This is a genomic window from Cellulomonas sp. P24 (assembly GCF_024704385.1).
Lineage (GTDB): Bacteria > Actinomycetota > Actinomycetes > Actinomycetales > Cellulomonadaceae > JAJDFX01.
Window position 1 is genome coordinate 1,260,672 of sequence record NZ_JAJDFX010000002.1, and the last position, 24,457, is coordinate 1,285,128.

Genomic DNA, 24,457 nt, shown 5'->3' on the forward strand with positions numbered 1-24,457 from the left:
CGTCGGGATCGACCCGATGCGGCCGGAGGATCGCGTGCGCAGCGCCGTCGCCCGCACGCGCACAGTCCTGCACCACGCGCGAGAGGTCCGCGAGCACCCCCGTACGGTCGGCGCGCTGGTAGATCGCCGCAGGCCACCCGATGGGCGGCCCGAGTCGCGCCGCCAGGGCGTCACGCAGAGCGGCGCCGGCGGGGTCGCGTCCGTCGGCGGCTGCTGCCCCGACCTGCAGCCCACGCGCCCCGACCTGCAGCCCACGCGCCCCGATCCAGGCACCCGACCCGAGGTCCCCGATGAGGTGGCCCCAGCCGTCGACCCGGTGCCAGCGGGACGCAAGATCGGTGCCGAGGGCGATCGAGCCGGTCCCGGCGGCCAGCTCGTCGTGCGACGCCACGGACAAGTCGCAGCGGAAGGCGTTGGCGGCCACGGGAGATCGGATGACTCCGAAGCGCGATAGGACCTCTGACCTGCTGTCTTTCTAGTAGTGGGGGATCATCGAGGGTGGCGCTCGCCATCTTCGGCGTGGAGCATCTCCGCAACTCAGCGGCCCGTACCTGGGCATCTGCATACCCCGCGCGCTTGTCACTGGATGAACGGACCGCACCGGTCGGGCACGACGTGACCGGCGATCAGTCGATCCACGTCCCGCGGCCCGGACGTCCACCAGAACCAGGGGCAGCTCGCCGTCGTGTCTGGGGCGCGGTCGCATCCCAAACACGACGGCGACCCACGTCACCAGACGACTGATCCGGCGATGTCGGTGACTCCGTTGCCGGGGAGCCAACCGTTCGTGTCTGCACCGTTCCATCGGTGAATCTGGTGTCGGAAGCACTTGTTTGCGCTGTTGGAGTAGGTCTTGTAGGAGCCGCCGGCGGTGTGCCGCTGGTCGGCGCTGATCGTCGTGATGTTGGTGCAGCCGACGAGTGCGATGCCGACATCCCCAGGGGCGGTCGTCGCCTTCTCCTGGACGAGCTGGCTCGACGTGCGCTGGGTGTCGAAGACCTTCGTGGTCCCGCCACTGTCAACGGTGCCGGACCAGGAAGCCGTGGCCGCAAAGGCGGTCCCGCCTGCGAAGGTCGCTGTCGCAACGACAGCGGTGCCGACGATGGCAATCATGCGCTTCATCTCTCGTTCTCCTTCTGCTCGATCGTCTGTTGGTGACACGCGCGGCCGAGAGTGCCGGTCCGTACGCATCACCTTCGGCTCTGCGCCCCCGATGCTGCCGACTCTCGGTCGCGGCCCAAGGCAACCGCCGTGAGTGCCTGGGGTGTTCCTCCGTGGAACGCGCGTCACTGCTACGATCCCTGGCCGCCAGCGGTCCGACGATGGAGCGGGTTGACACGACAGCTGCGAGCGATGTCCTGCAAGACCTCAATCGAGAGCAGACTCAACCGCGCCGGCACCACGAGCCGCTGACCTGCGGTGGTGAGGTCCAGCGTCCGGCCACTACGCTCGAGGAGCCGGAGATCCAGATCTCTCTCAAGGGCTTGAACGTGCAGGATGATCGTCGACGGAGAGTAGTTGAGTACTGCTCCCGCCTCTGCGATCGTGCCGGTCTCGGCGACCGCGACGAATGACATCAGGTGCTGAACCGAGGAGATCATCCGGACCGCCGGGATCGCAGGTACTGCTCCGGGCCTGGGCAGGTCATAGTCGCAGCGCCTCAATGACGGGGAGCCGACGAGCCTTCCACGCGGGCAGCAGTCCCGCGCCGACGCCGACCAAGATGGAGGCAGCCTCGGCGATCGCGGCCGTGGAGAGGGACAGCGGCGCAATGGTGAACCCGCCCAGGCTCGGAGCCCACGGTGCGTTGGCGAGAGCGGCGAGCGCGGCAGCCGTGACAACACCGAAGACGCCGCCGAGCGTCAGCACAGCCATGTTCTCGGCAAGCACGAGTGCGAAGAGCATTCCCGGGCGGGCTCCTGTGGCCCGCCGCAGTGCCAGCTCCTTCGTACGTTCTCGAACAGACATCAGACTGACAGTGGTCACCCCGGTTGCTCCGACAATCAGACAGATCCCGCCGATCACAGTCAGGATCAGCGCAAGCGCTCGTGTCGCCCCAGTGAAGCTGTCGGCGGTGTCGATCCGTTCGGCCTCGACCGTGGGGCGGGGTGCCCCCATGGATTGAAGCCGAGTCGCGACGGTGGTCCTCGCAGATGACTGGGCAGCGTCGGGGTCGCTCGGCGCGGATAGGTACATCTGCACGTGTGTGGGAACACTCCGAGCGGCAATGTCCGACGCGATGCTCAGCGCAGCGCCGGGCTGGCTCGGTTGGAAGGGAACGAACACGGTGTTGGGGCTGGACTGGAATCGTTGTAGCGGGCAGTCATCGAGCACGCCGACGACGTGAACGATCACTGGCTGAGGTCCTTCGACGGTGATGTCGCGGCCGAGCAGTGCCGCTTCAGGCAGGTGGGCATGCGAGGACAGATCGCGAGCCGTCGTCGATGTCAGCACCGCGACCAGCGCGAGCAGCTGGCCGTCTTCTGGCGTAAGCCACCTCCCGTACTTCATCCGGATTGGCAGGACGTCACTCACGCCGGGGTCCGCGGCGGCGAGCCTCGCCGTTGTGGGAGCTCCGCCCACGCCAAGATCTGCGTCGAAGAGGCCCATGATCCGCCCCGACGACGGTCCACCAGGGATGGGCGATGTGGCAGCGAGGATGGCGTGGCCGGCCGCTCCCGAGGCGGTGACGCGGATCGTTCCGAGGCTCCCTTGGGTGCGCTCGACAGTATCCGCGACCCCTTCGCGCGCAGTCATGGACAGCTGGACCACCAACGTGAAGGTGGTCACCGCGATGGCGATGCAGGCGACCATGCCGGCGGTCCGGGTTCTGTTCGCTCGGATCTCGGCCCAGACGAGACCGAGCAGGCGCAGTGGAGGGATCACGGGCGTCGTTCCACACTCACGGGGCGCGGTCCGACGGCGCAGCCGTCCTCGATGCGCGCGACTCGGTCCATGCGAGAGGCGATCTGAGGGTCGTGCGTGACGACCAGGAGGGTCACTCCTTCGGTTCGAGCAGCCTGCAGGAGGGTCTGGATCACCACGTCGGCCGTGGCCGGGTCCAGTGAGCCGGTTGGCTCGTCGGCCAGGACGACGCGAGGACGGTGCGCGAGGGACCGGGCGATGGCGACGCGTTGTTGTTCCCCTCCGGAGAGCATGTTCGGCCGGACACCATCCAACCCGCCGAGTCCGACTTGCTCGAGGAGCTGATCGACCCGCGCCCGGCGGTCACGCCATAGGTCCGTGCCACGCGTCGTCAGTGGCAGTTCGATGTTGGTGCGAACACTGTGGCGAGCCATGAGCAGGAAGTCCTGGAAGATGAAGCCGAAAGTCTCAGATCGGAGGTTCGCGAGTGCCGCCTCGGAGAAGTCCCGGGTGTCCTCGCCGTCGACGAGGTACGAGCCTGCTTGGATCGGTCGGAGCAGCCCGAGGATGGTCAGAAGCGTGGACTTTCCCGAGCCGGACCGACCAATGATCGCGACGGACTCACCCGGGTCAACCTCGAGGGACATGTCTCGCAGCACTGTCTTGAACGTGCCGTCAGGTTGAGGGAACGCGTGGGCGCAATGGTCGAGGCAGAGAGCGGCACCGGTCATTTCTGCAGCTGCCCGCCGCTCGACGCCTGCACGCCGGTCTGATCCAGGACGCGGTCTCCGGCTGTGAGGCCGTCGAGCACCTGAACGACCAGTCCGTCAGTTGCTCCGAGAGCGACCGTGCGGCTGGTCTCCTGGCCGTTCGCGCCTTCGAGCATGACCACACCTCTGCCGTTGACGCTGGTCCTCACCGTGGTCACCGGGATGAGGAGCGCGTCCGTGAGGTCGACGACGGTCACGGCCATCGTCACGGGAGTCTGCGCATAGACCGTCGTGGTCGCGGGAACATCGCAGACCAGGGACATCGTGGGTCCCGCGTCGTTCGAACTACCGGCGGATGTCTGCGAGTGCAGTTGCGAGCATGCGAAGTCCAGACCGCGGCTGCTGATGGTGACCTGCGCTGACGGCGACCCGGCAGCGAGGACGCCAGCCAGGTCGTACATCAGCAGAGGATCGACCGTGGCGGCGACCTGGTAGCCCGGTGGCTGAACGGAAGCAGTCCCGTCCGGCGCGTTCGGCAGGATGAGAGTCCCGTCTGCGGGTGCCACGACGACGCCTTCCCCAGCTGCGGCCTGGTTCTGCAGGCGCGCCACCTGTGCTTCACCATCTCGGATGGTCCGCTCGGTCGTGATCTGCACCCGCTGATACGCGATCTGGAGTTGTGCGCGCTGCTCCGGTACCGCAGCGGCAAGCGCGTTCCTGGCTTCAGCGACATCCAGCGCGGCCAGCTCCTTGGCGGTCTTGAGATCGGCACGTGCTTGGGCGACCTGATCTGCAAGGTCTGATGCCGAGCCATTGCCTGCGCCACCGGGCGCGGCGCCGATGGCCTCTCCCTTGGTGACGGGCGCACCAGCCTCCTTCGACCAGACGGTGCCGACGGCAGCCTGCACCGTGACAGCTGGTCGGGTTCGTATGCTGCCGGCCAGGGTCACGACCTTGGTGAAGTGCCGAACCTCGGCCGTCGACACCGTGCGGGCTCCGGGCGCGGGCGTGGCGCCGGTGTGCGACCTGGCTGTGGCGATCGCGACGATCGCCGCAGCGAGAGCCACGGCCACCCCGACTCGCAGCAAGCCCGCACGCCGCATCACTTCACGTCCGCACAGTTGTTCGCCAGGTACTCCTGAAGGTTCGAGCTGTCGCCGAGGGTGAGCTCGTCAATCACCTGCTCGTAGTAGTCCGCCTGATCTGCCTGTCCCCGCGACCGGTTCCCGCTCACAAGGACTCGCAGAGATGTCGCTACCTCCGCGGGAGCGACCCCCTGGGCCAGAGAGGTGAGGCCCTTGCGAATGGTCCGGCAGTCATCGCGATTCCGCAGGGTGCTCAAGATGAGCTTGTCGTCGGCGGCAATCCCCGCGACCTTGGCCTGATCCCTGAGCATCTGTACCTCTGCCGGGTCGTAGTGGCTGATCTGGCTTGCCACGCCGTCGTCACCACAGGCGGTCAAGGTGAGGCACGCCCCCGCTATCAGCAGGGCGACCATCTTCTGGTTCATGTGCTCTCGCTCCCCAGGTACTCTGTCTGAGATAGATCGATGTGCTGGAGAGTACAGCATGTAAGATATGTGCATGGCAAGTGTCGAGCTGATGCGCGGAGCGTTGGAGCTCGCCGTCCTGGAGGTCGTCTCCCACGAGACGACCTACGGCTTCGAGCTGCTCGCCACACTTCGATCGTCGGGCTTCCCGGACGTCGCCGACCCGTCCGTGTACGGAGTTCTGCGGCGTCTCGAAGCGGGCGGAAAGCTCACATCGGAACTGATCGCGTCTCCCTCCGGTGCCGCACGGAGGTACTACCGACTCACCGACAGCGGCCGCACGGCGTTGGAGCACGCGACCGTCGAGTGGGACGCACTCGTTCGCGCCATGGCGGGGATCCGGATCGACAGGACGAAGGATGAGCAGCGATGATCGGGAATCTGCGCCCAAGCAGCACGGAGCGCTACCTCTCGGAGGTGGACACGCGCCTCCTTGACCTGCCGTGGCGGGAACGTCGCCAGATCCGACGGGACCTGCGAGAACACCTCGACGAGATCGGAATCGATCCCCCCAGCGTCGACCCCGCTGAGTACGCGCGCGAGATCCGCGCCTCGCGGCAGCCCGGGGTGCACGAGGGTCGACCGAGCGGGGTCCGACGCCTCTGGCCCACCCCGACCGAATGGCTGCTCAACGGAATCTCTGGGATCGCGTTCCTCTTCAGCGTCTTCATCGCCTGGCACGCGACAGGCACCATGGCGACATCGTCGGACGCGGTCGGACTCGTGGACGCCTACAGGTCAGCGCTCCAAGCGGACTTGCCAGCTCCGGAACTCATGGGACTGAACACTCTCGGTCTCGTGATCTACCCGGCCGGTTGGCTCCTCGGTCAGGCAGTCGCCTCGCGAGCCCTGCGCGACGCCAGTCCGAGGCGCCGCGCATGGACGATGGGTGTTGCAGTCCTCCTGACTCTCGGCCTGCTCATCCACCTGACGATCTGGTTCCGAGCGTGACCTGACCGGTCCGCGGAGCATTCCGGCTCGCACCGTGGGGAGCCGGTCGGCGCCGGATCGCGGCGCCGCCCGCGGGCCCAAGCACGTGGCACGTCGGAGTGTCACCTTCTCGCGAAGCTGACCCCGGCGCCACCGATCAGGGGTCACCTACCCGTGCAGCAGACCACGAGGCACTTCTTGAGGTTCGCCGTCTCGACCGCCGCGTGAAACGGGGTCCGTCCGCCTACGTTCCCCCGCCCGTCGCCGAAGCAGTGTCCGGGATCTCAAGGTCCGAGAGTGGCACCACGTCGGTGGGGAAGAGCTGCTTGAGCACGGACTCTCTACAAGTGATGTCGGCATAGTCCTCGAGCGCGCCCGCCCCCGAGTCGATCGTGACCTGCCAGCAGGTCACCAGCTGGACGCGGGCCTCGGTTACCCCCACCTTGGCCACTCCGCTGCCTTGTGAGACGACTCCCAGCGTGACGCGTTCGCCTGCGATCGTCCCGGACACGATGATGCTCCCGTCCCCGATGCCGAACTCGACCTGGTCGGACCAGATGAACGCGTCATCCTTGTTGAGGACGTCGACATCGCCGCAGGGCGCCAACACGTTCGGCAACACGTCCGGCCCGAGGGCCGGATCGACCTGAGGTGCCACCGACGTCAGGCAACCGACCGCCTCGGTGAGGTTCGTTTGCAGCCGATCGAGTGCACCTTCGCGCGCCACGGTCTCGACGCGGTCGGCACCGCACGCGGCCAGAGTCACGCACAGGACCGGGACACCGAGCGCTCGCCACCGGTGCCTATGGATGTCGCGCAAGGGACTGCTCCGCGGCACCGGCCCTCTCCTCTTCCCTGTGTGCGATCGACTCCACACGTCGATCCCAGGACATCGCGGCGGCGGCGGTGTGGACCGCCTCGCGGGATGCCCTCCAGCTCTGGATCCAGTCCTGAGTGTCGGCAGCGTGCCTGCGGCACTCGGAGACGGCGCCGAGGTACGCGTTGGCGGTGTCCAACGGCCGGAGTTGGAGGGCTTCCTGTCGCCGTCGCGCAGCCGCCACGCGACCGAGTCGCGTGCTGACGAGGTACGTGACTCCGCAACGGTAGAGGAGACTCCGGGTTCCTGGAGCGCCCTTCCCGTGAGCGCTGTCGACGTCGACTGACCTGCTGGTGTCGTGACGCCATGGGGTTCACTCTCGCCCGACGTTGACAGCGACCGACACCGTGCGCCAACCAGGCATCGACGCCGGCTGCGACACCAGCGTCGCCTCGGCGGTCCAGTCCGCGACCTCCGAGGAGAGCCCGGCACTCAGTCATCAACGTCAGCTGTCCGCGCTGAGGAGTGCCTCCTCGCTCCGGCGCAGGGTGGTGCGCCTGCGGGCCCTGACGCCCAAGAGCACGAGCTCGACGACGAGGGTCAGGAGCCCGAGGGCCACCGCAACGGCGAAGGCCAGCACCGAGTTGATCATGATCAACACGCCGAGGTCCATCACGGCGCCATCGTTGCCAACCCCCAGCTCCCTGCCGTTGGCGCACACACCACCGCCGTGGCACGGCACCGCAACACCGTTCCGTCCCCACGTGACCAACAGGCCGCCGAGGAAGAACGCGGCGACTGCCCCGAGCGGCGTGAGCCCGGCGCACCACAACCGGATCCGGCGGCTGCCCCGCCACCACAGCAGCGGCCACGCCACGACGAGCAGAACCGGCAGGAGATAGCACTCCCATGACCATCCGGTGATCAGGTCCATGACAACGACCTTCCGGGCACGGTGCGGCCCGACGAGTCCACCAGCGCCGATCCTGTCGCCGGCTTGACCAGTTCCCTGCTGAAGCCACGGACGACGATCATTCAGCCCCCCAGTCCATCGATGGCCATGAAGAGTCGTTCGAGCATCCGCCCAGATCCGGCCCCGTCCACCACCGTCGTCTGCCCATACTCCGCCCACAGTGACGAAAGAGACCCCCCCTCCCCGAAGGGAGAAGGGGCCTCTGACCTGCGGTCTTATCGACCAGCTGGTAGGGCTGTTGCTCGGTCACGTGCATGACGGAGCGCGAGCTCGGGCCGGTCTTCGGGACTGCTGTGGGTGTGCGCGGGTCCGTGGCGGCGCCCTGGTCGGTTGCCGACGGAGTCATTGGCTGCTGGCGACGCCCGGAGTCACGTCGGCCGGTGTGTCTCGGGGTTGCACGTGATCGTGTCGAGGTTGTACTCGAGGTAGGCGTACTGGCCTTGCGAGTCGGTGTTGTGCCAGCGGCCCTCCCCGCGGGTGGCCAGTCGTCGTGAACCCAGGATGCGGTAGTCGCGCACGGGCGTCGACCAGCGCTGCGCGGTGAAGGTGGAGCCGTCACGGGAAGCACTCAGCCGGTCGTCGGAGACGAAGTCGACGAGGTCGCCGTCTTCGAACGTCAGGTCGGCCGTCACCGTCTGCGGGCCGTTGGTGAACTCACCACGGACGCGGTTGTCATCCAGGGAGTGCCAGGCGATTGGTGCGTCGATCAGCGCCGCGGGGGCCAGGATGCAAAGGTCGTTGAACAAGGTCACAGTCTCGGCCCGATCCATGTCGGGTCCCATGGAGTTGACCATCGGTAGCAGCGAGCACAGCTTGACGCGCATGGTGGCCGACGGGCCGACGAAGACGTGCAGGACGTCGACCGGCAGACCGAACATCGTGGCATCCATGAAGAAGAACCGGCTGGGCGAGGGCCCGAAGGTATTGACCTGATCGCCGCGGTACGTCATCCACCGAGCCGTCGAACCTGAGCGGATCCGGCCATGGAACCGAGCGGCCACGGACCAGACCCGCGGCTGACCGATGGCACCGGATCGGCGAACGTACTCCGCGACGAGGCCCGGGAGGTGAGCCAGATCGGCCTCAGTCACCATCGAGGCCGCGCCCGGGGCGGCCTCGCGCAATGCGGTCGCGGTGCGATGCTGGTACTCGGCGCGGTAGCTCGCCGGGCCGCGCGAGGCGAAACCGTATCCCAGGGTGGCGAGCAGCAGGATGTTGGCCGCCGTGCCGATCTTGGCGTCGTTCCACGCCGTGAAGATCACGGCCTGGGAAACGACCACGCCGAAGATGCCGACGACCCACCACCTGCGGCTGCGAAACGCCAGCAGTACCCCTGTCGCCACGACCGCCAATGCGGCGGTCAACCAGGCGACGCCCATCGCAGGGCTGATCGGTTCGGGCAGTGTGGCCACCTTGGCCCAGCCCAGTCCCTTGGCTGCGCCAAGCAGGTGGATCAGGCCGTGCACGACGATGAGCACTGTGACGATCCACCGCAGGACCGTCCTCATCAGAGGACATCCTGGTGGCCGCGGGACCGGACAGCAGTTCGGGGCTCTGGGAAGGGCGTTCCCGTCCGGGACAGTTGGATCGATACGGCCGCGACGATCGCCCCGGTCACGAGAGATAGCCACTTCACCAGGCTGAAGCTCTCCACCGGCCGCATTTGCCCGAGGATCCCGCCGGCCACGACGAGGGCGCCCACGGGGAACAGGTAGAAGCGGCGAAGTGACACACCAACCACTGAGGCTCCTGCGACCGTCCGCGTGGCGGGCTCTCGAGCCGGCCGGACGTTCGTCGGCATCACGATCTCCCCGTCCAGTGGTTCAGATCCACGGCAGAACATATGAGTCACACGGGCAGATGTCGTGAGCCGAACGTCCTGAAGTAGCACACGCTGCCTCTGGGGGTAGCGCCCGTCGCGCCCGCCCGGAGTTGCAGCGCTGCGAACCCCGCGCGCTCGGAACGAGATGTCCGCCCCTGTGAGGTGTGTCATGCTCACGCGGAGGTGGCGCGGTCCGGCGATCAGCTCGAATCGATCCGTGAACCGTCGCCGTCACGGCCGCTCAGGACCGTCAGCGTCAGCGGTCGACCGCACGGTCCGGATGACCGCCATGACGTCCTCGTCCTGGTGGCCTGCGCGGGCTGCGGTGACGAAGTCCTCTTCGACCCCGGCGACTGCCCGCAGGTCGAGCCCGGTCGCAAGGCCGACGGCGCGGGCGAGGCGGACGTCCTTGAGAGCGTGCCGCAGCGGGAATCGAGGGGCGTAGTCCTCCGCGACGACCAGTGATCCTTTGCCTTTCCACAGCGGGGACGTGAAGTCGATCGCGTCCAGGACGTCGAGCATTACGCCCGGTTCGAGTCCTCCGATCTTCCCGAGCGTCAGGCTCTCCGCGAGCAGGGCGATCATCCCGGTGACGACGAGGTTCCCGGCGACCTTCATGAGGGATCCGGAACCGACTGGGCCCATCTCGAACACGGTTGCGCACATGGCGTCGAGCTGGGGACGCACTCGGGTGAGGTCGTCCGGGGATGCGCCGACCACGGCCCACAGGTCCCCGGAGAGTGCGGGTTCGGTCGAGCCGAAGACCGGCGAGTCGACGAGGTGGATGTCCGTGTCGGCGAGCCGGGACGCGACCCGGTGCATGCATGACGGGCTCGTCGTCGACATGTCGATGACCACGCTTCCCGGACTCATCGCCTGGGCGACGCCGCCCGCGCCGAAGAGGAGGTCCTCGAGTGCGTCGTCGTCGGAGACCATCGTGATGAGCACGGTGCTGACGGCGCCGACCTCCGCGGCGGAATCGGCGACGCGCGCCCCGAGGTCTCGTAGGGGTTCTGCCTTCGCCGGAGTCCGGTTCCAGACCGTGAGCGGGAAGCCTGCGCGGGCGAGGTTGGCGGCCATCGGGCCGCCCATGAGTCCGAGTCCGATGAAGCCGGTGGGTGCCGTGATGGTCATGATGCGCTCCGTCGTGCAAGGTCGAGGCCTTCGAGGAACCTGAGGAATGTGGTGGCGCCGGGGTCTTGGAGTCCCTTGCTCCTTTCGCCGAGCCACGATGCCCGTCCGCGCATCGACTGCAGGGAGCGCGTTCGCTCGACACCCTCGCGAGCGGCCTGGATGCCTGCAGCGAGGGGGGCGTCGGGGGTGGACTCCATGGCCGCGAGGGCTGGGACGATCGCGTCGAGGATGGTCTTCTCGCCGACGTGTGATCTGCCCCGGGTCGCGATGCTCTGCGCGGCGGCCGTGCCGATCGTCAACCCGGCCCGGAGGTCGATGTCCTGGACCTCGCCGATCGCCCGTGCCGCGGCGAGCAGCGCCCCGCCGACAAGTGCAGCCATCGTGGACGGGTTCGCGTCGGCGAAAGCCGCCGCCGCTGTCCTGAGAACCGCGGCCGGGGTCGCGTCCTCCGCCAGGTGCCCGCAGGCGGCGATCACGGCGGCGCTGCCCGTCGACACGGTGATGCCCAGATCGCCGTCACCCAGGGCTGCGTCGAGGTCGCGCAGCTCATCGGAGCACGTCGCGAGGTGCTTCAGGGCGACGTCGATGGTCCGGATGAGTTCGGGTGTCCGCATCGGGGCATCCTCTCAGCGCTGTTCGAAGAAGGGAGACCGGGCCGGTGCGGCCAGGAGCTCGGCGGTCGAGGCGTCGAGTCGCATGAGGCTGATCGACGCGCCCGCCATCTCCAGGCTCGTCGCGTACTCCCCGACGTAGCACCGTGCGCTCTGCACGCCGAGTGCTGTGAGTCGGGCGTGCACGTGCCGGTACATGACGTAGAGCTCTTCGAGTGGCGTCGCCCCCATGCCGTTGACCAGGACGGCGACCTGCTCACCTGCTCTCAGGTCGAGGTCAGCGATGATCGGGTCGAGCAGCCGGTCGACGATCGCGTCGGCGGTCTCGAGCGGACCACGGTGGACACCAGGTTCACCGTGGATGCCGATCCCGATCTCCATCTCGCCGTCGTCCAGCTCGAAGGTCGGTCTGCCCACGGTCGGCAGGATCGTCGGTGAGAGCCCGATCCCCATCGTGCGGGTGGAGTCGACGGCCGCCCGCGCGGCCGCAGCCACCGAGTCGAGGTCATCCCCGCGCTCGGCCGCGGCCCCGGCGCACTTGTATGCGAAGAACAGTCCGGCGACGCCGCGCCGGTCGGCCAGGCGCTCGACGGGTTGGCTCGCCACGTCGTCCGTGACCAGGACGGTCCTGGTCTCGATGCCCTCGAGCTCGGCCAGGTCCGCGGCGAGGTCGAAGTTCAGGACGTCGCCGCCGTAGTTGCCGTACAGGTACAGGACCCCGGCGCCGCCGTGACTGGCGCGCGTGGCATCCAGGCACTGCTGCGCCGACGGTGGGGAGAAGACGTTCCCGACGGCGACCCCGCTGCACAACCCCTCTCCGACGTACCCGAGGAAGGTGGGGAGGTGACCGGAGCCGCCACCGGTGACGATGCCCACGTGGCCCGTCTTCGGGGAGTCGGCGCGCACGATGGCCCGGCAGTCCGCGGACGCGGCACGCAGTTGGTCCGGGTGGGCGAGCAGCAGCCCGTCGAGCATCTCGTCGACGAACCGTTTCGGGTCGTTGATGATCTTCTTCACGGGCAGCCTCCGGTGGTGCGACGGGGTGATCGAGACGATGGGGGCATCGGCCCGTGCGGGGGCGTTGGCGCCCGACCGGCGGGAGATCTGCGAGCTCCCGCCGGTCGGGCGTCTCAGCGCGCGATGATCCCGAACCTGCGCTGCACGGCCGCGATCCGCCCGGGGCTCAGCTGGCGTTCGCCGTCGATCTGGCGCACCAGGTAGGTCATGTGCGCGGAGTACTCCAGACGCTCCATCGCCAGGTACGCGGTCATGAGGTCGCCGGCCCAGGTGATCGCCCCGTGGTGCTCGAGCAGACAGCCCGGATGGCTCCGGACGTACGGTTCGATCGAGTCCGGGACCTCGTCGGTGGACGGCGTCGCGTACGGCGCCAGCGGGATCTCCGGCATCGCGACGATGCTTTCCGGCATCAGCTTGCCCACGAGCACCTCGCCCTTGATCGCGAATGCGGTGGCGTAGGGCGGATGGGCATGCACGACGGCACCGACCTCGGCGGAAGTCTGGTAGGCCCGCAGGTGCATGAGAATCTCTGTCGACGGCTGCCTGGCGCCGGCCCCGAGCGCCACGACGGCGCCGTCGAGGTCGACGACCGGCAGCATCGCGGGGGTCAGGTACCCCTTGCTGACGCCGGTCGGGGTGCACACGATCGTGCCGTCGGGCAGCTGCGCGGAGATGTTGCCGTCGTTGGCGGCCACCATCCCCCGGGTCCAGAGGTTGCGCCCGATGTCGCAGATCTGGCGTCGGAGCTCCGCCTCGAGGTCCGCCGGTGACGGGTCCTGGCCGGTCTGGGTCGTCATGTCAGTCCTGCGCCCCGCCGGACAAGTCGCGGTACGTCTCGGTGGCCGCAGCTGGGGTCGCGCCCTCGTGGACCACGGCGCGAACGGCCTTGATCATCGCTTCGGGGTGCTGGCGCTGGAAGATGTTCCGGCCCATGTCCACGCCCGAGGCACCCTGGTCGACCGCCTGGTAGGCCATCGTCAGCGCGTCGGCCACCGGTAGCTTCTTGCCGCCGGCCATGATGATCGGTACCGGGCACGCCGCCGTGACGTGGGCGAAGTCCTGCTCGCAGTAGTAGGTCTTGACGACCTGGGCGCCGAGCTCGGCGATCATCCGTGTGGCCAGTCCGAGGTACCGGGCGTCGCGCACCATCTCGCGTCCGACCGCGGTGACCCCGACGACGGGGATGCCGTACTGCAGGCCGGCGTCGACCAGCTGGGTCATGTTGTGGACCGATTGCGTCTCCTGCTCGCCACCGATGAACACCTGGACGGCGACCGCGGCTGCGTCGATGCGGACGGCGTCCACCATGTCCATGGCGATGCGCTCGTCGGAGAGGTCCTTGAGGATCGACGGTCCCCCGGAGGCGCGCAGCACGAGGGCGTTGTCGCAGCCGGCAGGGATCACGGTGCGCATGATCCCGCGGGTCGCCATGAGCGCGTCGGCGTACGGCGCGAGCGGCACGATGGTCAGGTCGACCCGCTCCAGGCCGCTCGTCGGGCCCTGGAAGTAGCCGTGGTCGAACGCGAGCATCACGGTGCGCCCGTCGGACCGGAAGAAGCGGCCCAACCGGTGCCGCATCCCGAAGTCGAGCTGACCTGCGCCCTTGACGTTGGTGCCCTCGACGACCTGGGGGCGGTCCAGCCCGTAGTCCTTGGCGACGACGTTGCCCTCGAGATCAGCCACGGTGGTACTCCATTTCTTGCGCGGCCATCAGGCCGGCTCTTCGGTGTGGACAGGTACCGGCTCGCCCGGCGCCCAGGGGATCGTGACGGTGTCGCCCGGACTTGCAGGCGACTTGATGAACAGGCAACGGAACGGCGCGTTGCTCTCGTTGACCAGGTAGTGCATCTCTCCCGGGTTCGCCCGGAAGACCTCGTGGGCCGTCATGGTGTGGCGCACGGCGCCGTCCATCCACAGCGTGCAGGTGCCGTCGAGCACGACGAACGACTCGTCGCAGTGCCGGTGCAGGTGGTTGGGCATCGAGTCGCCCGGGTTGAGCAGCAGCACGCCCATGTCACTGCTGGGGCCTTGGATCAGGTAGGCGGGTCCCCACGTGCCGTTGCGGTAGGCGGGGTCGTCCAGAGATGCCTTCTGCATGTGCCTTCCTCCTGTCAGATGACGCGCTCGTTGCCGCCGTCGATGGGAACCTGGGCGCCGGTCGTGCACGCGAAGGTGTCGTCCGCCATCGCCAGGACCAGGCGCCCGACGGCGGCGCTGGTGACTTCGGTGCGCATGAGGTTGCGGCGCTTGTACTCCGCGACGGACATGCCGTACTTCTCGGCGCGTGCGGCGAGCAGCTCCGGGGTCCACAGACCGGTGTCGAAGACCGCGTCGGGGTGGACCATGTTCACGCGGATGCCCTCGGGCGCCCACTCGAGCGCGGCCACCCGGGAGAGCTGGGTGAGGGCCGCCTTGGAGGCCGAGTAGGCGGCCGCGCCCGGGCCCGGCGCCCGGACGTTCTTGGATGCCACGACGACGACGCGACCGTTCGTGGGAGCGAGCCGCAGCAGCGGGTACGCGTACCCGTACAGCGCGGCGACCGCGTCGAGGTTGACCGCCATCGTCCGGCGCCAGGTGGCCATCGGCATCTCGCCGAGCGGCTGGCTGGTCGGGAAGATCCCGGCGGCGACGACCAGGACGTCCAGACCGCCGAAGCGCTCGACCCCCGTGCGCAACGCGTGCTGCATCGCGTCGTCGTCGGTCACGTCGACCTGCAGCCCAAGCCACTCCGGGGAGTCGAACGCGTCCACGACGCTGGCGGCGAGGTCCCAGCCCACGACCGAGGCACCGGCCTCGAGCAGCGCATCCGCGCACGCCTTCCCGATGCCTGACGCGGCCCCGGTGACGAGGGCGACCTGGCCCGCGAGGGGGCGATGCGTGTCGCGTCGCGCGATCTTCTGCTGCTGCAGCGCCCAGTACTCGAGGTCGAAGACGTGTCCAGGCGACGCCGGCCGGTACCCGCCGAGGCGTTCGGCCGCCGCGATCGCAATCATCGTGTGGCGGTAGATGTCTTCGGCGATGAGCGCCTCGTGGGCGTTGCGACCGGCGGTCAGCATGCCCAGTCGCTCGTCCAGGACCACGCGTGGCGCAGGGTCGAGCATGGTGAGCGGGACGCTGCGGCGGTGCTCGTGCTGCGCGAAGTACGCGCGGTAGCCCTCCGCGTAGCGCGAGACCTCGGAGCCGACCAGCGGGACCCGCTTGGTCCAGATGACGTGGTCCGGGGTCAGGGGCCCGTGACCTGTTGCCTCGAGCAGCGCCCGGTCGCGGACGAACCGTGCGACGTCGGGGTCGGTGCTGCGCCGGACCACCATCGGTCTTCCGGCGAGGGCGCTCAGCTCCGCACGGAACGTGGCGAGCTCGACCGGGTCGATGTCCGGCAGCGGCGCCTGCGCCGGGGTGACGATTGCCGCCTCGTGCTCGTGGAGGTGGGCCTCGGCCGCGCCGATGAGGCGGTCGTGGTTCGCGAGTGCCTGGTGCGGGGAGTCGCCCAGTGCGAAGACGCCGTGCCGGAGCACGACGATCCCGATGGTCGTCTCGTGGCCCTGCTCGTCCCAAGCTGCCTGGCACGCCGCCGCAAGATCCGGGCCGGGCATGGCGTAGGGGACGACCACCACGTCGTTCCCGAACACGCGGCGTACCCGCGCCTCGCCGTCCTCGGTGTTGGTCAGCGCGAGGATCGCGTCGGCGTGCGAGTGCAGTACCGCGGTGCTCGGGAGCAGGGCGTGCACCAGGGTCTCCACCGACGGGTCGGGGGCGTCGGCGACAATCAGCGCGCAGCGCAGCTCGTTGAGAAGAGCGAGGTCTCCGATCCGCGTGGGTGGCAGCAGCTCGTGGAGCCGGTCGAGGCGGAGCGGGGCGAACCCTTCGGGGCCGATCGTGGCGAGGTCGTGGCCGCTGCCCTTGACGAGCAGGACCGCCACGTCCCGGCCGGTGACATCGCGTCGCACCGTCTTGACCGAGGTGTTGCCGCCGCCGTGCAGCACGAGCCACGGGTCCCGTCCCAGGATCCTGGAGACCTCGACGAGCTCGCCCATCGGATCGACCACAGCGTCGTCCTCGCGATCTTGCACGTCCACATCCTCACCTCGAACGGCTAGTTGTCGGACAACCTAGCAGCAGGTGGGAAGTTGTCAAGATGTGCACCGTCGGATGCGCCAGGCGTGTGCACGGTCCGCGGGGGCATGGCACACAGGCCTTCGCGGGCCCCGGCTGCGCCGGGGCCCGCGAAGGCAGCACGCGTCTGGTGGACCGCGCTCGAGACCTGCGGTCAGCTCTGCCGCATGATCGTGAAGGAGTACCGGCCTTCGATGAAGTACGTACGCGAGTACAGGACCAGGCGCCCGTCGGACGCGTAGTGGAGCTGGTTGAGCAGCACGAACAGGTTGTGGGTGGCGGCCTCGTTGCCCCAGCCGACGTGGTTGGACGCGACCGCGTGGACCTCCGCGATGCCGCGGTCCGGGATGATCCCCAGTCGCATCCGCAGGAACTCGAAGATCGACCCGTCGAGATCGGGCGGGTCGAAGTCGGGCGGCAGGATCGCTCGTGGCATCAGGTCGTAGGAGTACGCCATGACCTCGCCGTCCGCGAGGATCGTGCGCCGCAGCTCGAGAACCTCGGTATCGCCGGGAACGCCCATCCGTGCGGCTTCTTCGGGGAGTACGGGCCGGAACAGCCTGCTCGCGTAGACCATGCCGGGCTCGCGCCCGGTCGCCCGGATCGACTCGGTGATCGAGTCCATCCGCTCCAGGCCGGCCTGGATCGCGGGCTTGTCCACGACGAAGGTGCCCACACCGTGCTGGGTCCGCACCAGACCGAGCGCTTCGAGCTCGCGCAGCGCCGCGCGGATCGTCGGGCGGGACACCCCGAAGGCGCCGCCCAGAGCGCTCTCGGTGGGCAACCGCGCCCCGGGCAGGTACTGGCCCGCCGCCAGCTGGCTGCGCAGGTCTTCGGAGACCTGCGACACGAGTGTCCCGTTGCGCGCCATCTCCACCTCCCCGTCATGCCGTCGGCGCTTCCTGCCGCTCGGGGGCCGATCCTACCCAGCCGCCAGCCCCCGATGTAACAACTTGGGGACGGTTCGTTGACAATCCTCGTCTTCCGACCTAACGTTCCAGCCAAGTTGTCGGACAACGTGGTTCGAAGGGTTTGGCATGGTTCTCGCGATCGAATGGCGCGACGTCGATCAGCCGGTGATCCGGTTGATTGACCAGACGGCCCTCCCGCACCAGACGCGGTACCTGGACGTGGCGACGGTCGATGACCTGGTGCTGGCAATCGGCGATCTGGCCGTCCGTGGGGCCCCGGCCCTCGGCGCGGCGGGAGCGCTCGGCGTCGCCATGGCGATGAACCAGGCCCGGAGAGAAGGCTGGGACGACACCCGGCTCCAGTCGGAGATCCAGCGGATCCGGGACGCACGACCCACCGCGATCAACCTCGCGTGGGGAGTGGACCGGGTCCGCGGAGCGATGCCGCAGGGCGTGCACGAGGTCCTGCGTCAGGCTCAGGCGCTCGTGGCGGAGGACACGGCGGCCAACCGCACCCTGTCCCGGCTCGGCGCGGACTGGATCCTCGCACGGACCGGCCTCGACCAGGTACGCGTGGTCACCCACTGCAACACGGGTGCTCTCGCCACGACAGCCTGGGGCACGGCGTACGGCATCATCCACGAGCTGCACGACCGTGGCCGTCTGGGTCTCGTCTACGCCGATGAGACCAGACCGTTGCTGCAAGGGGCCCGGCTCACCAGCTGGGAGCTGCAGCAGGACGGGATCGCGCACGTCGTCCAGGCGGACGGCGCGGCGTCGAGCACCATCCTGCGGGGCCTGGTCGACGTCGCGATCATCGGCGCCGACCGGATCACCGCCAACGGCGACGCTGCGAACAAGATCGGTTCGGTTGCGCTCGCTCTGGCCTGTGCCCGTGCGGGCATCCCGTTCATCGTCGCGGCGCCGACGTCCACCGTGGACCTGTCCACCAAGCGTGGCGACGACATCGTCATCGAGGAGCGAGCGTCCGACGAGGTCGTCAGCTTCTACGGCCACCGCACCGCGCCGGAGGGCGTCATGGGGTTCAACCCCGCCTTCGACGTCACACCGCACGACCTCATCACCGCCATCGTCACCGAGCGTGGCGTTGTCGAACCCGCAACACACCCCGACCCCGAGCTGCTCGCGTCCATCGCGCGCTGACACGAGTCGCGCAGCCAACGACGGCTGCACTACCGAGAGGAACACCGTGAGGAACACAAAGACCCTCGTCGCAGGGATCGCTGGGGTGTCCATGCTGCTCCTGGCTGGATGCAGCCAGGGCGGCACCAGCGGCGCCTCCACCACCCCCGCCGCCGCGCCTGCCACCAGCACGACGCCAGTCGCGGCCGCCCCCGCGCCGTTCGACAAGCCCGGCGTGAAGATCGCCATCGTTCAGCAGAGCGGGCAGGGCGACTACTTCCAGCAGTACCTCAACGGCACCAAGAAGCAGGCCGCGGCACTCGGCGTCGACCTGTCCGTGTACGACGCCCAAGGTGACAACGCGACCCAGGCCACGCAGCTCGACCAGGCGATCGCCTCGGGCGTCTCCGGCATCATCGTCCGGCACGGCTTCCCCGACACCCTCTGCCCGGGGGTGAACAAGGCGCTCAAGGCGGGCATCAAGGTCGTCATCTACGACATCGAGATCCAGAAGTGCGCGCCCGATGCGGTGCAGACGCAGCAGTCCGACGCCAAGATGGCGAGCCTCGTGCTCGACCAGATGGTCTCCGACATCGGCACGGGGAAGAACGTCGGCTACGTCAACGTCGCCGGCATCGCTCCTCTGGACCGTCGCGACAAGGTCTGGCGCGACTACGTGCAGAAAGAGAACTGGAAGCAGCTCTTCTACACCGGGACGTTCACCAACTCCACGGCCACCGACACGGCGCCGATGGTCAGCAACGCGCTCCGGGCGAACCCCGACGTCGCCGCGATCTACGCACCGTACGACGAGCTCTCGAAGGCGACCCTCTCGGCCCTCGAGCAGAACCCCAACCTCAAGGGGAAGGTGAAGGTCTACGGTGCCGACATCTCCACGGCCGACATCGAGCTCATGACGGCAGCCGACAGCCCCTGGGTCGCGACCGGCGCGACCGACCCCAACGCGATCGGCGCGGCGGTCATGCGTACTCTCGCGCTCGACATGGCCGGCACGATCACCAAGGGCGCCACCGTCGACTTCCCACCGATCCTCATCACCCAGGACTTCCTGCGGAGCAAGAACATCCGCAACATGGTCGACCTGCGGGCAGCCGAGCCCTCGCTCAACATCTCGGACATCTCGTCCGCCGACTGGATCCCCGTCGTCACGTTCTGACAGCGCGGACCATAGGACCACGCCCCGGGGTGGTGGCGAGACGCTTGCCACCACCCCGGTCCTGGACCAACACGTGAGGAGTGAGCGCATTGCAGGACATCGACTCCCCCGAGGAGCAAGGGAACGTCGGCTCAGGTGCCGCAGAGCCCGACGCGGTGCTGGAGCTCGACGACATCACGATGTCGTTCGGCCCCAACCAGGTGCTCAAGGGAGTCACCCTGCAGCTGCGGCCCGGCCGGGTGACCGCACTGCTGGGGGCCAACGGCGCCGGGAAGTCCACCCTGATCAAGATCCTGTCCGGCGTGTACGCCGACCACGGCGGCCGCATCCGGATCAGCGGGCGCCCGGTCGTGATGGACACCCCGCTGGCGGCCGCCCGGCATGGGATCCAGACGGTGCACCAACGCATCGACGAGACGATCGTCCCCGGCCTGACGGTTGCGGAGAACCTCGTGTTCGAGGAGATCGTCCGCGGTGAGATCCCCCCGGTCCGTTCGCTCAGGCGCCTGCTGCCGCGCGCTCGCCAGATCGCCGCGACGCTCGAGCTCGGGTGGTCGGACGCGATCCTCACCAAGGACGTCTTCGAGCTGGGCAACGCAGACAGCCAGCTGCTCCTGCTGGCTCGCGCGCTGAGCCAGCGCCCCAAGGTGCTCGTGCTCGACGAACCGACCTCAACGCTGTCTGCGAGCGAGGTCGAGCGACTGTTCACGCTGATCCGCCGACTCTGCTCGGAGGGCGTGGCGATCCTCTACGTGACCCACCGGCTGAGCGAGGTCCACGAGATCGCCGACGACCTCGTGGTGCTCCGCGACGGACAGGTGAAGAGCCGGCAGCGGACGCCGTTCGACATGCCCGACGCCGTGCGCTCGATGCTCGGCGAGTCGACCCTGGTCCAGTCCAGCCAGCTGGTCGAGCAGCGCGGCACGCAGGTCGCCCTGCACCTGGAGCATGTCCAGCTCCTGCGGCGCTCGGACCCGATCGACCTCGACCTCCGCTACGGCGAGGTCACCGGGATCATCGGGCTCATCGGTGCCGGCAAGTCGGAGCTCGCCCGCGGTATCTTCGGTGCCGACCGCTGGCAGCAGGGCACCATGCGCCTCGACGGAGAGGCGTACGCCCCCCGCCACACGAAGGACGCCGTCCGCCAGCGGATCTACCTCGTCCCCGAGGACCGAACGGCCGAGGCCATGCTGCCCGGGTGGTCGGTCGCCTGGACCAAGTCCCTGCCGTTCCTCCGCGCCGTGAGCCGCACGGGGGTCCTGAACTTCGGGCGCGAGCGCGCCGACGGCGGCAGGCTCATCAGCGACTTCGGCGTCGTGTCCACCGGACCCGACCAGGCCATGGACGCGTTGTCCGGCGGCAACCAGCAGAAGGTCGTCGTCGGACGCTGGATGCAGGCTGAGCCGCGCGTGCTGCTGCTCGACGAACCGTTCCGTGGCGTCGACATCGGCGCTCGTGGGGACATCTCCCACCGGGCACGGGAGCAGGCGCACGCGGGAGCCTGCGTCGTCGTCCTCACGAGCGACGTCGACGAGATCCGCGCGATCGCCGACCGCATCATCGTCCTGGTCGAGGGACAGATCCGCCTCGACTCCTACACCACAGAGATCGACAACGACGCGATCGTCACAAGCATGTCGGAGGTGGCCTAAGTGCCCGAAACGCCCAGCACCACAGGTACGGTGGCCCGCATCCAGGACGCGGTGGTCAAGTACGGCTTCATCGCCATCACCGTGATCCTGTTCCTATACTTCTCCCTCACCGAACCGTCCTTCGCGTCGACGTCGTCGCTGTTCCTCCTGCTGAAGTTCGCCTCCGTGACCGCCATCCTCGGGCTCGGGGTGACGTTCACGATGGTGGTCGGCGGCCTCGACCTGTCGATCGGTGCCACGGCCGGTCTTGCCGTGCAGCTGGCCGCGATGGCGATGGTCTTCTACAACCTCACCGGGACGACGGCGGTGGTGGTCGTGCTGGTCGGAGGTGTTCTCGTCGGGCTCCTCAACGCCTTCCTCATCGTGATCTGCAAGATCCCCGACCTCCTGGCCACGCTGGGCATGATGTTCGTGATCCAGGGCGCCAAGCTGATCCCGGTCAGCGGCCAGTCGGTCTCCAGCGGCATGGTGCTGAGGGACGGCTCGGTGGCCCCGGGCAGCTTCACCCCGGGCTTCCTCAAGATCGACCGCGGGTTCGTCGGCCCGATCCCTCTTCCCGTGGTCATCATGATGATCCTGGTCGTGGCCTCCTGGTTCTTCCTGAGCCGCACCACCTGGGGCCGGGTCATGTATGCGATCGGCGCGAACCCCGAGGCTGCGCGACTCTCCGGCGTGCGCGTCGGTCTTTACCACGGCCTGGCCTACGTGGTCTCGGGTCTGTTCGCCTCGATCGGCGGACTCATCCTCGTCTCGCGCATCGGGCAGGGCGACGTCAACGCGGGTGCGTCGAGCCTGCTCGAGGCGGTCGCGGTCGCGCTGGTGGGAACCTCGGTGCTCGGACTGGCCAAGCCGAACGCGTGGGGGACGTTCCTCGGTGCGCTGCTGATCGGGATCGTCCTGACAGGCCTCACGATGAAGGGCCTGCAGTACTACCACCAGGACACCGCGAAGGGCCTTGTCCTGATCACCGCTCTGCTCTTCTCGTTCACGATCTCCCGCCGCAAGGTCCGCTACACCCCGGCCACCTGAGCCGGGCACGTGAGGAGTGCTCCCATGACGTCCGACTACGAGTTCCTGACCGTCGACACGGTCGCCGACCACGTGCGCTCCGTACCCGCGCTCGCGCAGCGGATCGACCCCGACCACCTGGTGTCCGTGCGTGAGATCGGTGACGGGAACCTCAACCTGGTGTTCCTGCTGCACGACGCCTCGGGTCGAGGTCTGATCCTCAAGCAGGCGCTCCCGTACGTGCGCATGACGGGCGAGGGCTGGCCGATGACACCGACCCGCGCGCGCTTCGAGGTCGACTCCCTGCGCGCGCACCACGCCCTGCTGCCCGAGCACGTCGTCGAGGTGTTCCACTACGACCCCGACCGGTTCATCATCGCGATGGAGGACCTGAGCGACCACTGGGTGTGGCGAGCGGCGCTCAACGAGGGCCTCACCCACGACGGTGCCGCCGCGGCGATGGGCCGGTACGTCGGTGCGGTCGCGTTCGGCACCTCGGCGCTGACGCTGGAGCGCACCGCCCTCGCGCAGGCGGTCGCTGCGGCCGTGAACCCGGAGCTGTGCCTCATCACCGAGGACCTCGTCTTCTCCGAGCCGAGCGTGGACGCCGGACGCAACAGCGTGCTCGAGCAGAACAAGCCCGACGCCGACGACCTCGCAGCTGACGAGGAGTTCGTCACCGCGATGGGCCGCGCCAAGTGGCTGTTCATGACCAAGAGCGAGGCGCTCATCCACGGGGATCTGCACACCGGCTCAGTCATGGTGCACGCACCCGAGGGCAGCACCACGTGCGACAGCGTCAAGGCGTTCGACTCCGAGTTCGCGTTCTACGGACCGGTGGCGTTCGACCTCGGCGCCCTGTGGGCCAACTACGTGATCGCCGCCGCCCGCGCCTACGCACTCGGCAACGCGGCCCGCGCCATCTGGGCGCTAGGGATGATCCAGCAGACCTGGGACGGGTTCGAGTCCGAGTTCCGCACCCGCTGGGCCGATCGACGCGACCCCCGGGTGTGGCGCGAGCCGTTCCTGGAGCAGCTGCTCGCCACCTGGAGCGAGGAGAGCCGTCTGTTCGCGGCGGCAGAGATGTCCCGGCGCATCGTGGGCGCAGCCAAGACGAAGGACATCGAGACGCTGCCCGAGAACGTGCGTGAGGGGGCCGCACGCGGCGTCCTGCTCGCCGCCCGCAGATTCGTCCGGATCCAGGGTGCTGACGGCACCCCGCCGTACCTTGCCGGCCTCGCCGCGGACACGCTGCGCGAGTCGCGGACATCCTGACGGCCCGGACCGACGATGCTCAAGACCATCGACCCACTTCTGGTCCCGGCGCTGCTCACCGCGCTCGCCGAGATGGGCCACGGTGACCTGCTCGCGGTCGTCGACCGCAACTTCCCCGCCCACTCCTGCAGCCGCCGGGTGGTCGAGCTGCCCGGAGCAGACGCCACCCAGGTCCTGCATGCCGTGCTGACGCTCCTGCCGGTCGACGCGTACCAAGACCCTGCGGCGTGGCACATGCAGCAGGACGACGGCAACGACGGACCGGCCGCCTCCGGAGTGCGCACCGTCCTCGACGACGCGGAACGCCGGCCCGTGGGGTTCGCCGGTATCACCCGCCCGAACTTCTATGACGAGGCTCGGACCGCCTACTGCACGGTCCGTACGGGCGACGACCGACCGTACGCGTGCTTCCTGGTCGCCAAGGGCGTCGTGTCATAAGCACGCCGCGTCCATCAAAGCGTGGGAGCTTCATGCTGCGCCACCTACCGGGATTGGCCACGCGTAGGGAGGTCAACCACTTCGCCGAACTGGCCGCTTGGCGCCGCTGAGTCCGCCCAGAACCACGCAGGTTCGCCCCGGCCCACCACCGACGTCTGCCCACATTGACAAGAGAGACCCTCCCTCCCCGAAGGGAGAAAGGGCCTCTGACCTGCTGTCCTACTAGTAGCGGGGGGATCATCCAGCTCTGCGACTGCGATCTTCGGTGTCGAGCATCACCGCAGGTCAGCGGCCCGTGCATAGGCATCTGCA

Annotated in this window: 26 protein-coding genes and 1 pseudogene; 8 read left to right on the plus strand and 19 right to left on the minus strand. The window is 68.5% G+C overall.

Annotated features, from left to right (window positions below; all coding sequences use genetic code 11):
- Positions 1-34: 34 nt before the first annotated feature.
- From LJB74_RS20815 to LJB74_RS05915, 7 genes and pseudogenes are all read right to left on the minus strand, one after another.
- Positions 35-424 (minus strand): annotated as a pseudogene (locus tag LJB74_RS20815) (hypothetical protein); the annotation flags it as partial.
- Positions 425-729: 305 nt separating this feature from the next.
- Positions 730-1,122, minus strand: a complete 393-nt coding sequence (locus tag LJB74_RS05890; protein ID WP_259307658.1) for a hypothetical protein — start codon at positions 1,120-1,122, stop codon at positions 730-732.
- 170 nt (positions 1,123-1,292) lie between these two features.
- On the minus strand, positions 1,293-1,601 hold the full coding sequence (locus LJB74_RS05895) for a LysR family transcriptional regulator (RefSeq protein ID WP_259307659.1): 309 nt from the start codon (positions 1,599-1,601) through the stop codon (positions 1,293-1,295).
- Between the two features lie 43 nt (positions 1,602-1,644).
- Positions 1,645-2,886 carry an ABC transporter permease gene (locus LJB74_RS05900; RefSeq protein WP_259307660.1) on the minus strand — a complete coding sequence of 414 codons (1,242 nt, stop codon included), beginning with the start codon at positions 2,884-2,886 and terminating at the stop codon, positions 1,645-1,647.
- Positions 2,883-3,512 carry an ABC transporter ATP-binding protein gene (locus LJB74_RS05905; protein WP_259307661.1) on the minus strand — a complete coding sequence of 210 codons (630 nt, stop codon included), beginning with the start codon at positions 3,510-3,512 and terminating at the stop codon, positions 2,883-2,885. The genes LJB74_RS05900 and LJB74_RS05905 overlap by 4 nt, the downstream gene beginning before the upstream one ends.
- Before the next feature lie 80 nt (positions 3,513-3,592).
- Complete coding sequence (locus LJB74_RS05910; RefSeq protein ID WP_259307662.1) at positions 3,593-4,525, minus strand: hypothetical protein; 933 nt, start codon at positions 4,523-4,525, stop codon at positions 3,593-3,595.
- Between the two features lie 152 nt (positions 4,526-4,677).
- Positions 4,678-5,085 (minus strand): hypothetical protein, encoded by a 408-nt coding sequence (locus LJB74_RS05915; protein WP_259307663.1) that lies wholly within the window; start codon positions 5,083-5,085, stop codon positions 4,678-4,680.
- A gap of 73 nt (positions 5,086-5,158) precedes the next feature.
- Between LJB74_RS05915 and LJB74_RS05920 the strand changes: the two genes are divergently transcribed.
- On the plus strand, positions 5,159-5,497 hold the full coding sequence (locus tag LJB74_RS05920) for a PadR family transcriptional regulator (protein WP_259307664.1): 339 nt from the start codon (positions 5,159-5,161) through the stop codon (positions 5,495-5,497).
- The gene (locus LJB74_RS05925; protein WP_259307665.1) at positions 5,494-6,075 is read left to right on the plus strand and encodes a hypothetical protein; all 582 of its coding nucleotides are present in this window, start codon (positions 5,494-5,496) and stop codon (positions 6,073-6,075) included. Before LJB74_RS05920 ends, LJB74_RS05925 begins: the two co-directional genes overlap by 4 nt.
- Positions 6,076-6,298: 223 nt before the next feature.
- Here the strand turns inward: LJB74_RS05925 and LJB74_RS05930 are convergent, their stop codons facing one another.
- From LJB74_RS05930 to LJB74_RS05985, 12 genes are all read right to left on the minus strand, one after another.
- Positions 6,299-6,820 carry a hypothetical protein gene (locus tag LJB74_RS05930; RefSeq protein ID WP_259307666.1) on the minus strand — a complete coding sequence of 174 codons (522 nt, stop codon included), beginning with the start codon at positions 6,818-6,820 and terminating at the stop codon, positions 6,299-6,301.
- Positions 6,821-7,376: 556 nt separating this feature from the next.
- On the minus strand, positions 7,377-7,805 hold the full coding sequence (locus tag LJB74_RS05935) for a hypothetical protein (protein WP_259307667.1): 429 nt from the start codon (positions 7,803-7,805) through the stop codon (positions 7,377-7,379).
- A 407-nt stretch (positions 7,806-8,212) separates the two neighbouring features.
- Positions 8,213-9,322 (minus strand): DUF6544 family protein, encoded by a 1,110-nt coding sequence (locus LJB74_RS05940; RefSeq protein ID WP_259307668.1) that lies wholly within the window; start codon positions 9,320-9,322, stop codon positions 8,213-8,215.
- A 29-nt stretch (positions 9,323-9,351) separates the two neighbouring features.
- Positions 9,352-9,576 (minus strand): hypothetical protein, encoded by a 225-nt coding sequence (locus LJB74_RS05945; protein ID WP_259307669.1) that lies wholly within the window; start codon positions 9,574-9,576, stop codon positions 9,352-9,354.
- Positions 9,577-9,897: 321 nt separating this feature from the next.
- Positions 9,898-10,800, minus strand: coding sequence for an NAD(P)-dependent oxidoreductase (locus LJB74_RS05950; RefSeq protein ID WP_259307670.1), 903 nt, complete (start codon positions 10,798-10,800; stop codon positions 9,898-9,900).
- Positions 10,797-11,414 (minus strand): DAK2 domain-containing protein, encoded by a 618-nt coding sequence (locus LJB74_RS05955; protein ID WP_259307671.1) that lies wholly within the window; start codon positions 11,412-11,414, stop codon positions 10,797-10,799. The genes LJB74_RS05950 and LJB74_RS05955 overlap by 4 nt, the downstream gene beginning before the upstream one ends.
- Before the next feature lie 12 nt (positions 11,415-11,426).
- On the minus strand, positions 11,427-12,428 hold the full coding sequence (locus tag LJB74_RS05960) for a dihydroxyacetone kinase subunit DhaK (protein WP_259307672.1): 1,002 nt from the start codon (positions 12,426-12,428) through the stop codon (positions 11,427-11,429).
- Between the two features lie 113 nt (positions 12,429-12,541).
- A complete protein-coding gene (locus LJB74_RS05965; protein WP_259307673.1) occupies positions 12,542-13,225 on the minus strand; it encodes a class II aldolase/adducin family protein in 684 nt (227 codons plus the stop codon).
- A gap of 1 nt (position 13,226) precedes the next feature.
- Positions 13,227-14,111: a 3-hydroxy-5-phosphonooxypentane-2,4-dione thiolase gene (gene lsrF, locus LJB74_RS05970; RefSeq protein ID WP_259307674.1), complete on the minus strand. Its 885-nt coding sequence runs from the start codon at positions 14,109-14,111 to the stop codon at positions 13,227-13,229.
- 27 nt (positions 14,112-14,138) lie between these two features.
- Positions 14,139-14,525, minus strand: coding sequence for a cupin domain-containing protein (locus LJB74_RS05975; protein ID WP_259307675.1), 387 nt, complete (start codon positions 14,523-14,525; stop codon positions 14,139-14,141).
- Between the two features lie 14 nt (positions 14,526-14,539).
- Entirely contained in the window at positions 14,540-16,498 is a 1,959-nt protein-coding gene (locus LJB74_RS05980; RefSeq protein WP_259307676.1) for a bifunctional aldolase/short-chain dehydrogenase, read from the minus strand.
- A 197-nt stretch (positions 16,499-16,695) separates the two neighbouring features.
- Entirely contained in the window at positions 16,696-17,412 is a 717-nt protein-coding gene (locus LJB74_RS05985) for a GntR family transcriptional regulator (RefSeq protein WP_259307677.1), read from the minus strand.
- A 166-nt stretch (positions 17,413-17,578) separates the two neighbouring features.
- On the opposite strand from LJB74_RS05985, the gene mtnA reads away from it, so the two are divergent.
- The 6 genes from mtnA (at position 17,579) to LJB74_RS06015 (ending at position 24,145) form a co-directional block, all read left to right on the plus strand.
- Positions 17,579-18,616, plus strand: coding sequence for an S-methyl-5-thioribose-1-phosphate isomerase (gene mtnA, locus LJB74_RS05990; RefSeq protein WP_259307678.1), 1,038 nt, complete (start codon positions 17,579-17,581; stop codon positions 18,614-18,616).
- 46 nt (positions 18,617-18,662) lie between these two features.
- A complete protein-coding gene (locus LJB74_RS05995; protein ID WP_259307679.1) occupies positions 18,663-19,772 on the plus strand; it encodes a substrate-binding domain-containing protein in 1,110 nt (369 codons plus the stop codon).
- A gap of 80 nt (positions 19,773-19,852) precedes the next feature.
- Complete coding sequence (locus LJB74_RS06000; protein ID WP_259307680.1) at positions 19,853-21,424, plus strand: sugar ABC transporter ATP-binding protein; 1,572 nt, start codon at positions 19,853-19,855, stop codon at positions 21,422-21,424.
- On the plus strand, positions 21,425-22,453 hold the full coding sequence (locus LJB74_RS06005; RefSeq protein ID WP_259307681.1) for an ABC transporter permease: 1,029 nt from the start codon (positions 21,425-21,427) through the stop codon (positions 22,451-22,453). It abuts the gene before it with no gap.
- A 24-nt stretch (positions 22,454-22,477) separates the two neighbouring features.
- Positions 22,478-23,707 (plus strand): S-methyl-5-thioribose kinase, encoded by a 1,230-nt coding sequence (mtnK, locus tag LJB74_RS06010; protein WP_259307682.1) that lies wholly within the window; start codon positions 22,478-22,480, stop codon positions 23,705-23,707.
- Positions 23,708-23,722: 15 nt separating this feature from the next.
- A complete protein-coding gene (locus tag LJB74_RS06015) occupies positions 23,723-24,145 on the plus strand; it encodes an RbsD/FucU family protein (protein ID WP_259307683.1) in 423 nt (140 codons plus the stop codon).
- The last annotated feature ends 312 nt before the right edge of the window (positions 24,146-24,457 follow it).

Excerpts from the sequence above, each read along its gene's own strand:
- LJB74_RS05890 (WP_259307658.1), bottom strand. The coding sequence starts at position 1,122 with ATGAAGCGCATGATTGCCATCGTCGGCACCGCTGTCGTTGCGACAGCG.
- LJB74_RS05895 (WP_259307659.1), bottom strand. The coding sequence starts at position 1,601 with ATGATCTCCTCGGTTCAGCACCTGATGTCATTCGTCGCGGTCGCCGAG.
- LJB74_RS05905 (WP_259307661.1), bottom strand. The coding sequence starts at position 3,512 with ATGTCCCTCGAGGTTGACCCGGGTGAGTCCGTCGCGATCATTGGTCGG.
- LJB74_RS05915 (WP_259307663.1), bottom strand. The coding sequence starts at position 5,085 with ATGAACCAGAAGATGGTCGCCCTGCTGATAGCGGGGGCGTGCCTCACC.
- LJB74_RS05920 (WP_259307664.1), top strand. The coding sequence starts at position 5,159 with ATGGCAAGTGTCGAGCTGATGCGCGGAGCGTTGGAGCTCGCCGTCCTG.
- LJB74_RS05925 (WP_259307665.1), top strand. The coding sequence starts at position 5,494 with ATGATCGGGAATCTGCGCCCAAGCAGCACGGAGCGCTACCTCTCGGAG.
- LJB74_RS05935 (WP_259307667.1), bottom strand. The coding sequence starts at position 7,805 with ATGGACCTGATCACCGGATGGTCATGGGAGTGCTATCTCCTGCCGGTT.
- LJB74_RS05950 (WP_259307670.1), bottom strand. The coding sequence starts at position 10,800 with ATGACCATCACGGCACCCACCGGCTTCATCGGACTCGGACTCATGGGC.
- LJB74_RS05955 (WP_259307671.1), bottom strand. The coding sequence starts at position 11,414 with ATGCGGACACCCGAACTCATCCGGACCATCGACGTCGCCCTGAAGCAC.
- LJB74_RS05965 (WP_259307673.1), bottom strand. The coding sequence starts at position 13,225 with ATGACGACCCAGACCGGCCAGGACCCGTCACCGGCGGACCTCGAGGCG.
- LJB74_RS05975 (WP_259307675.1), bottom strand. The coding sequence starts at position 14,525 with ATGCAGAAGGCATCTCTGGACGACCCCGCCTACCGCAACGGCACGTGG.
- LJB74_RS05985 (WP_259307677.1), bottom strand. The coding sequence starts at position 17,412 with ATGGCGCGCAACGGGACACTCGTGTCGCAGGTCTCCGAAGACCTGCGC.
- mtnA (WP_259307678.1), top strand. The coding sequence starts at position 17,579 with ATGGTTCTCGCGATCGAATGGCGCGACGTCGATCAGCCGGTGATCCGG.
- mtnK (WP_259307682.1), top strand. The coding sequence starts at position 22,478 with ATGACGTCCGACTACGAGTTCCTGACCGTCGACACGGTCGCCGACCAC.
- LJB74_RS06015 (WP_259307683.1), top strand. The coding sequence starts at position 23,723 with ATGCTCAAGACCATCGACCCACTTCTGGTCCCGGCGCTGCTCACCGCG.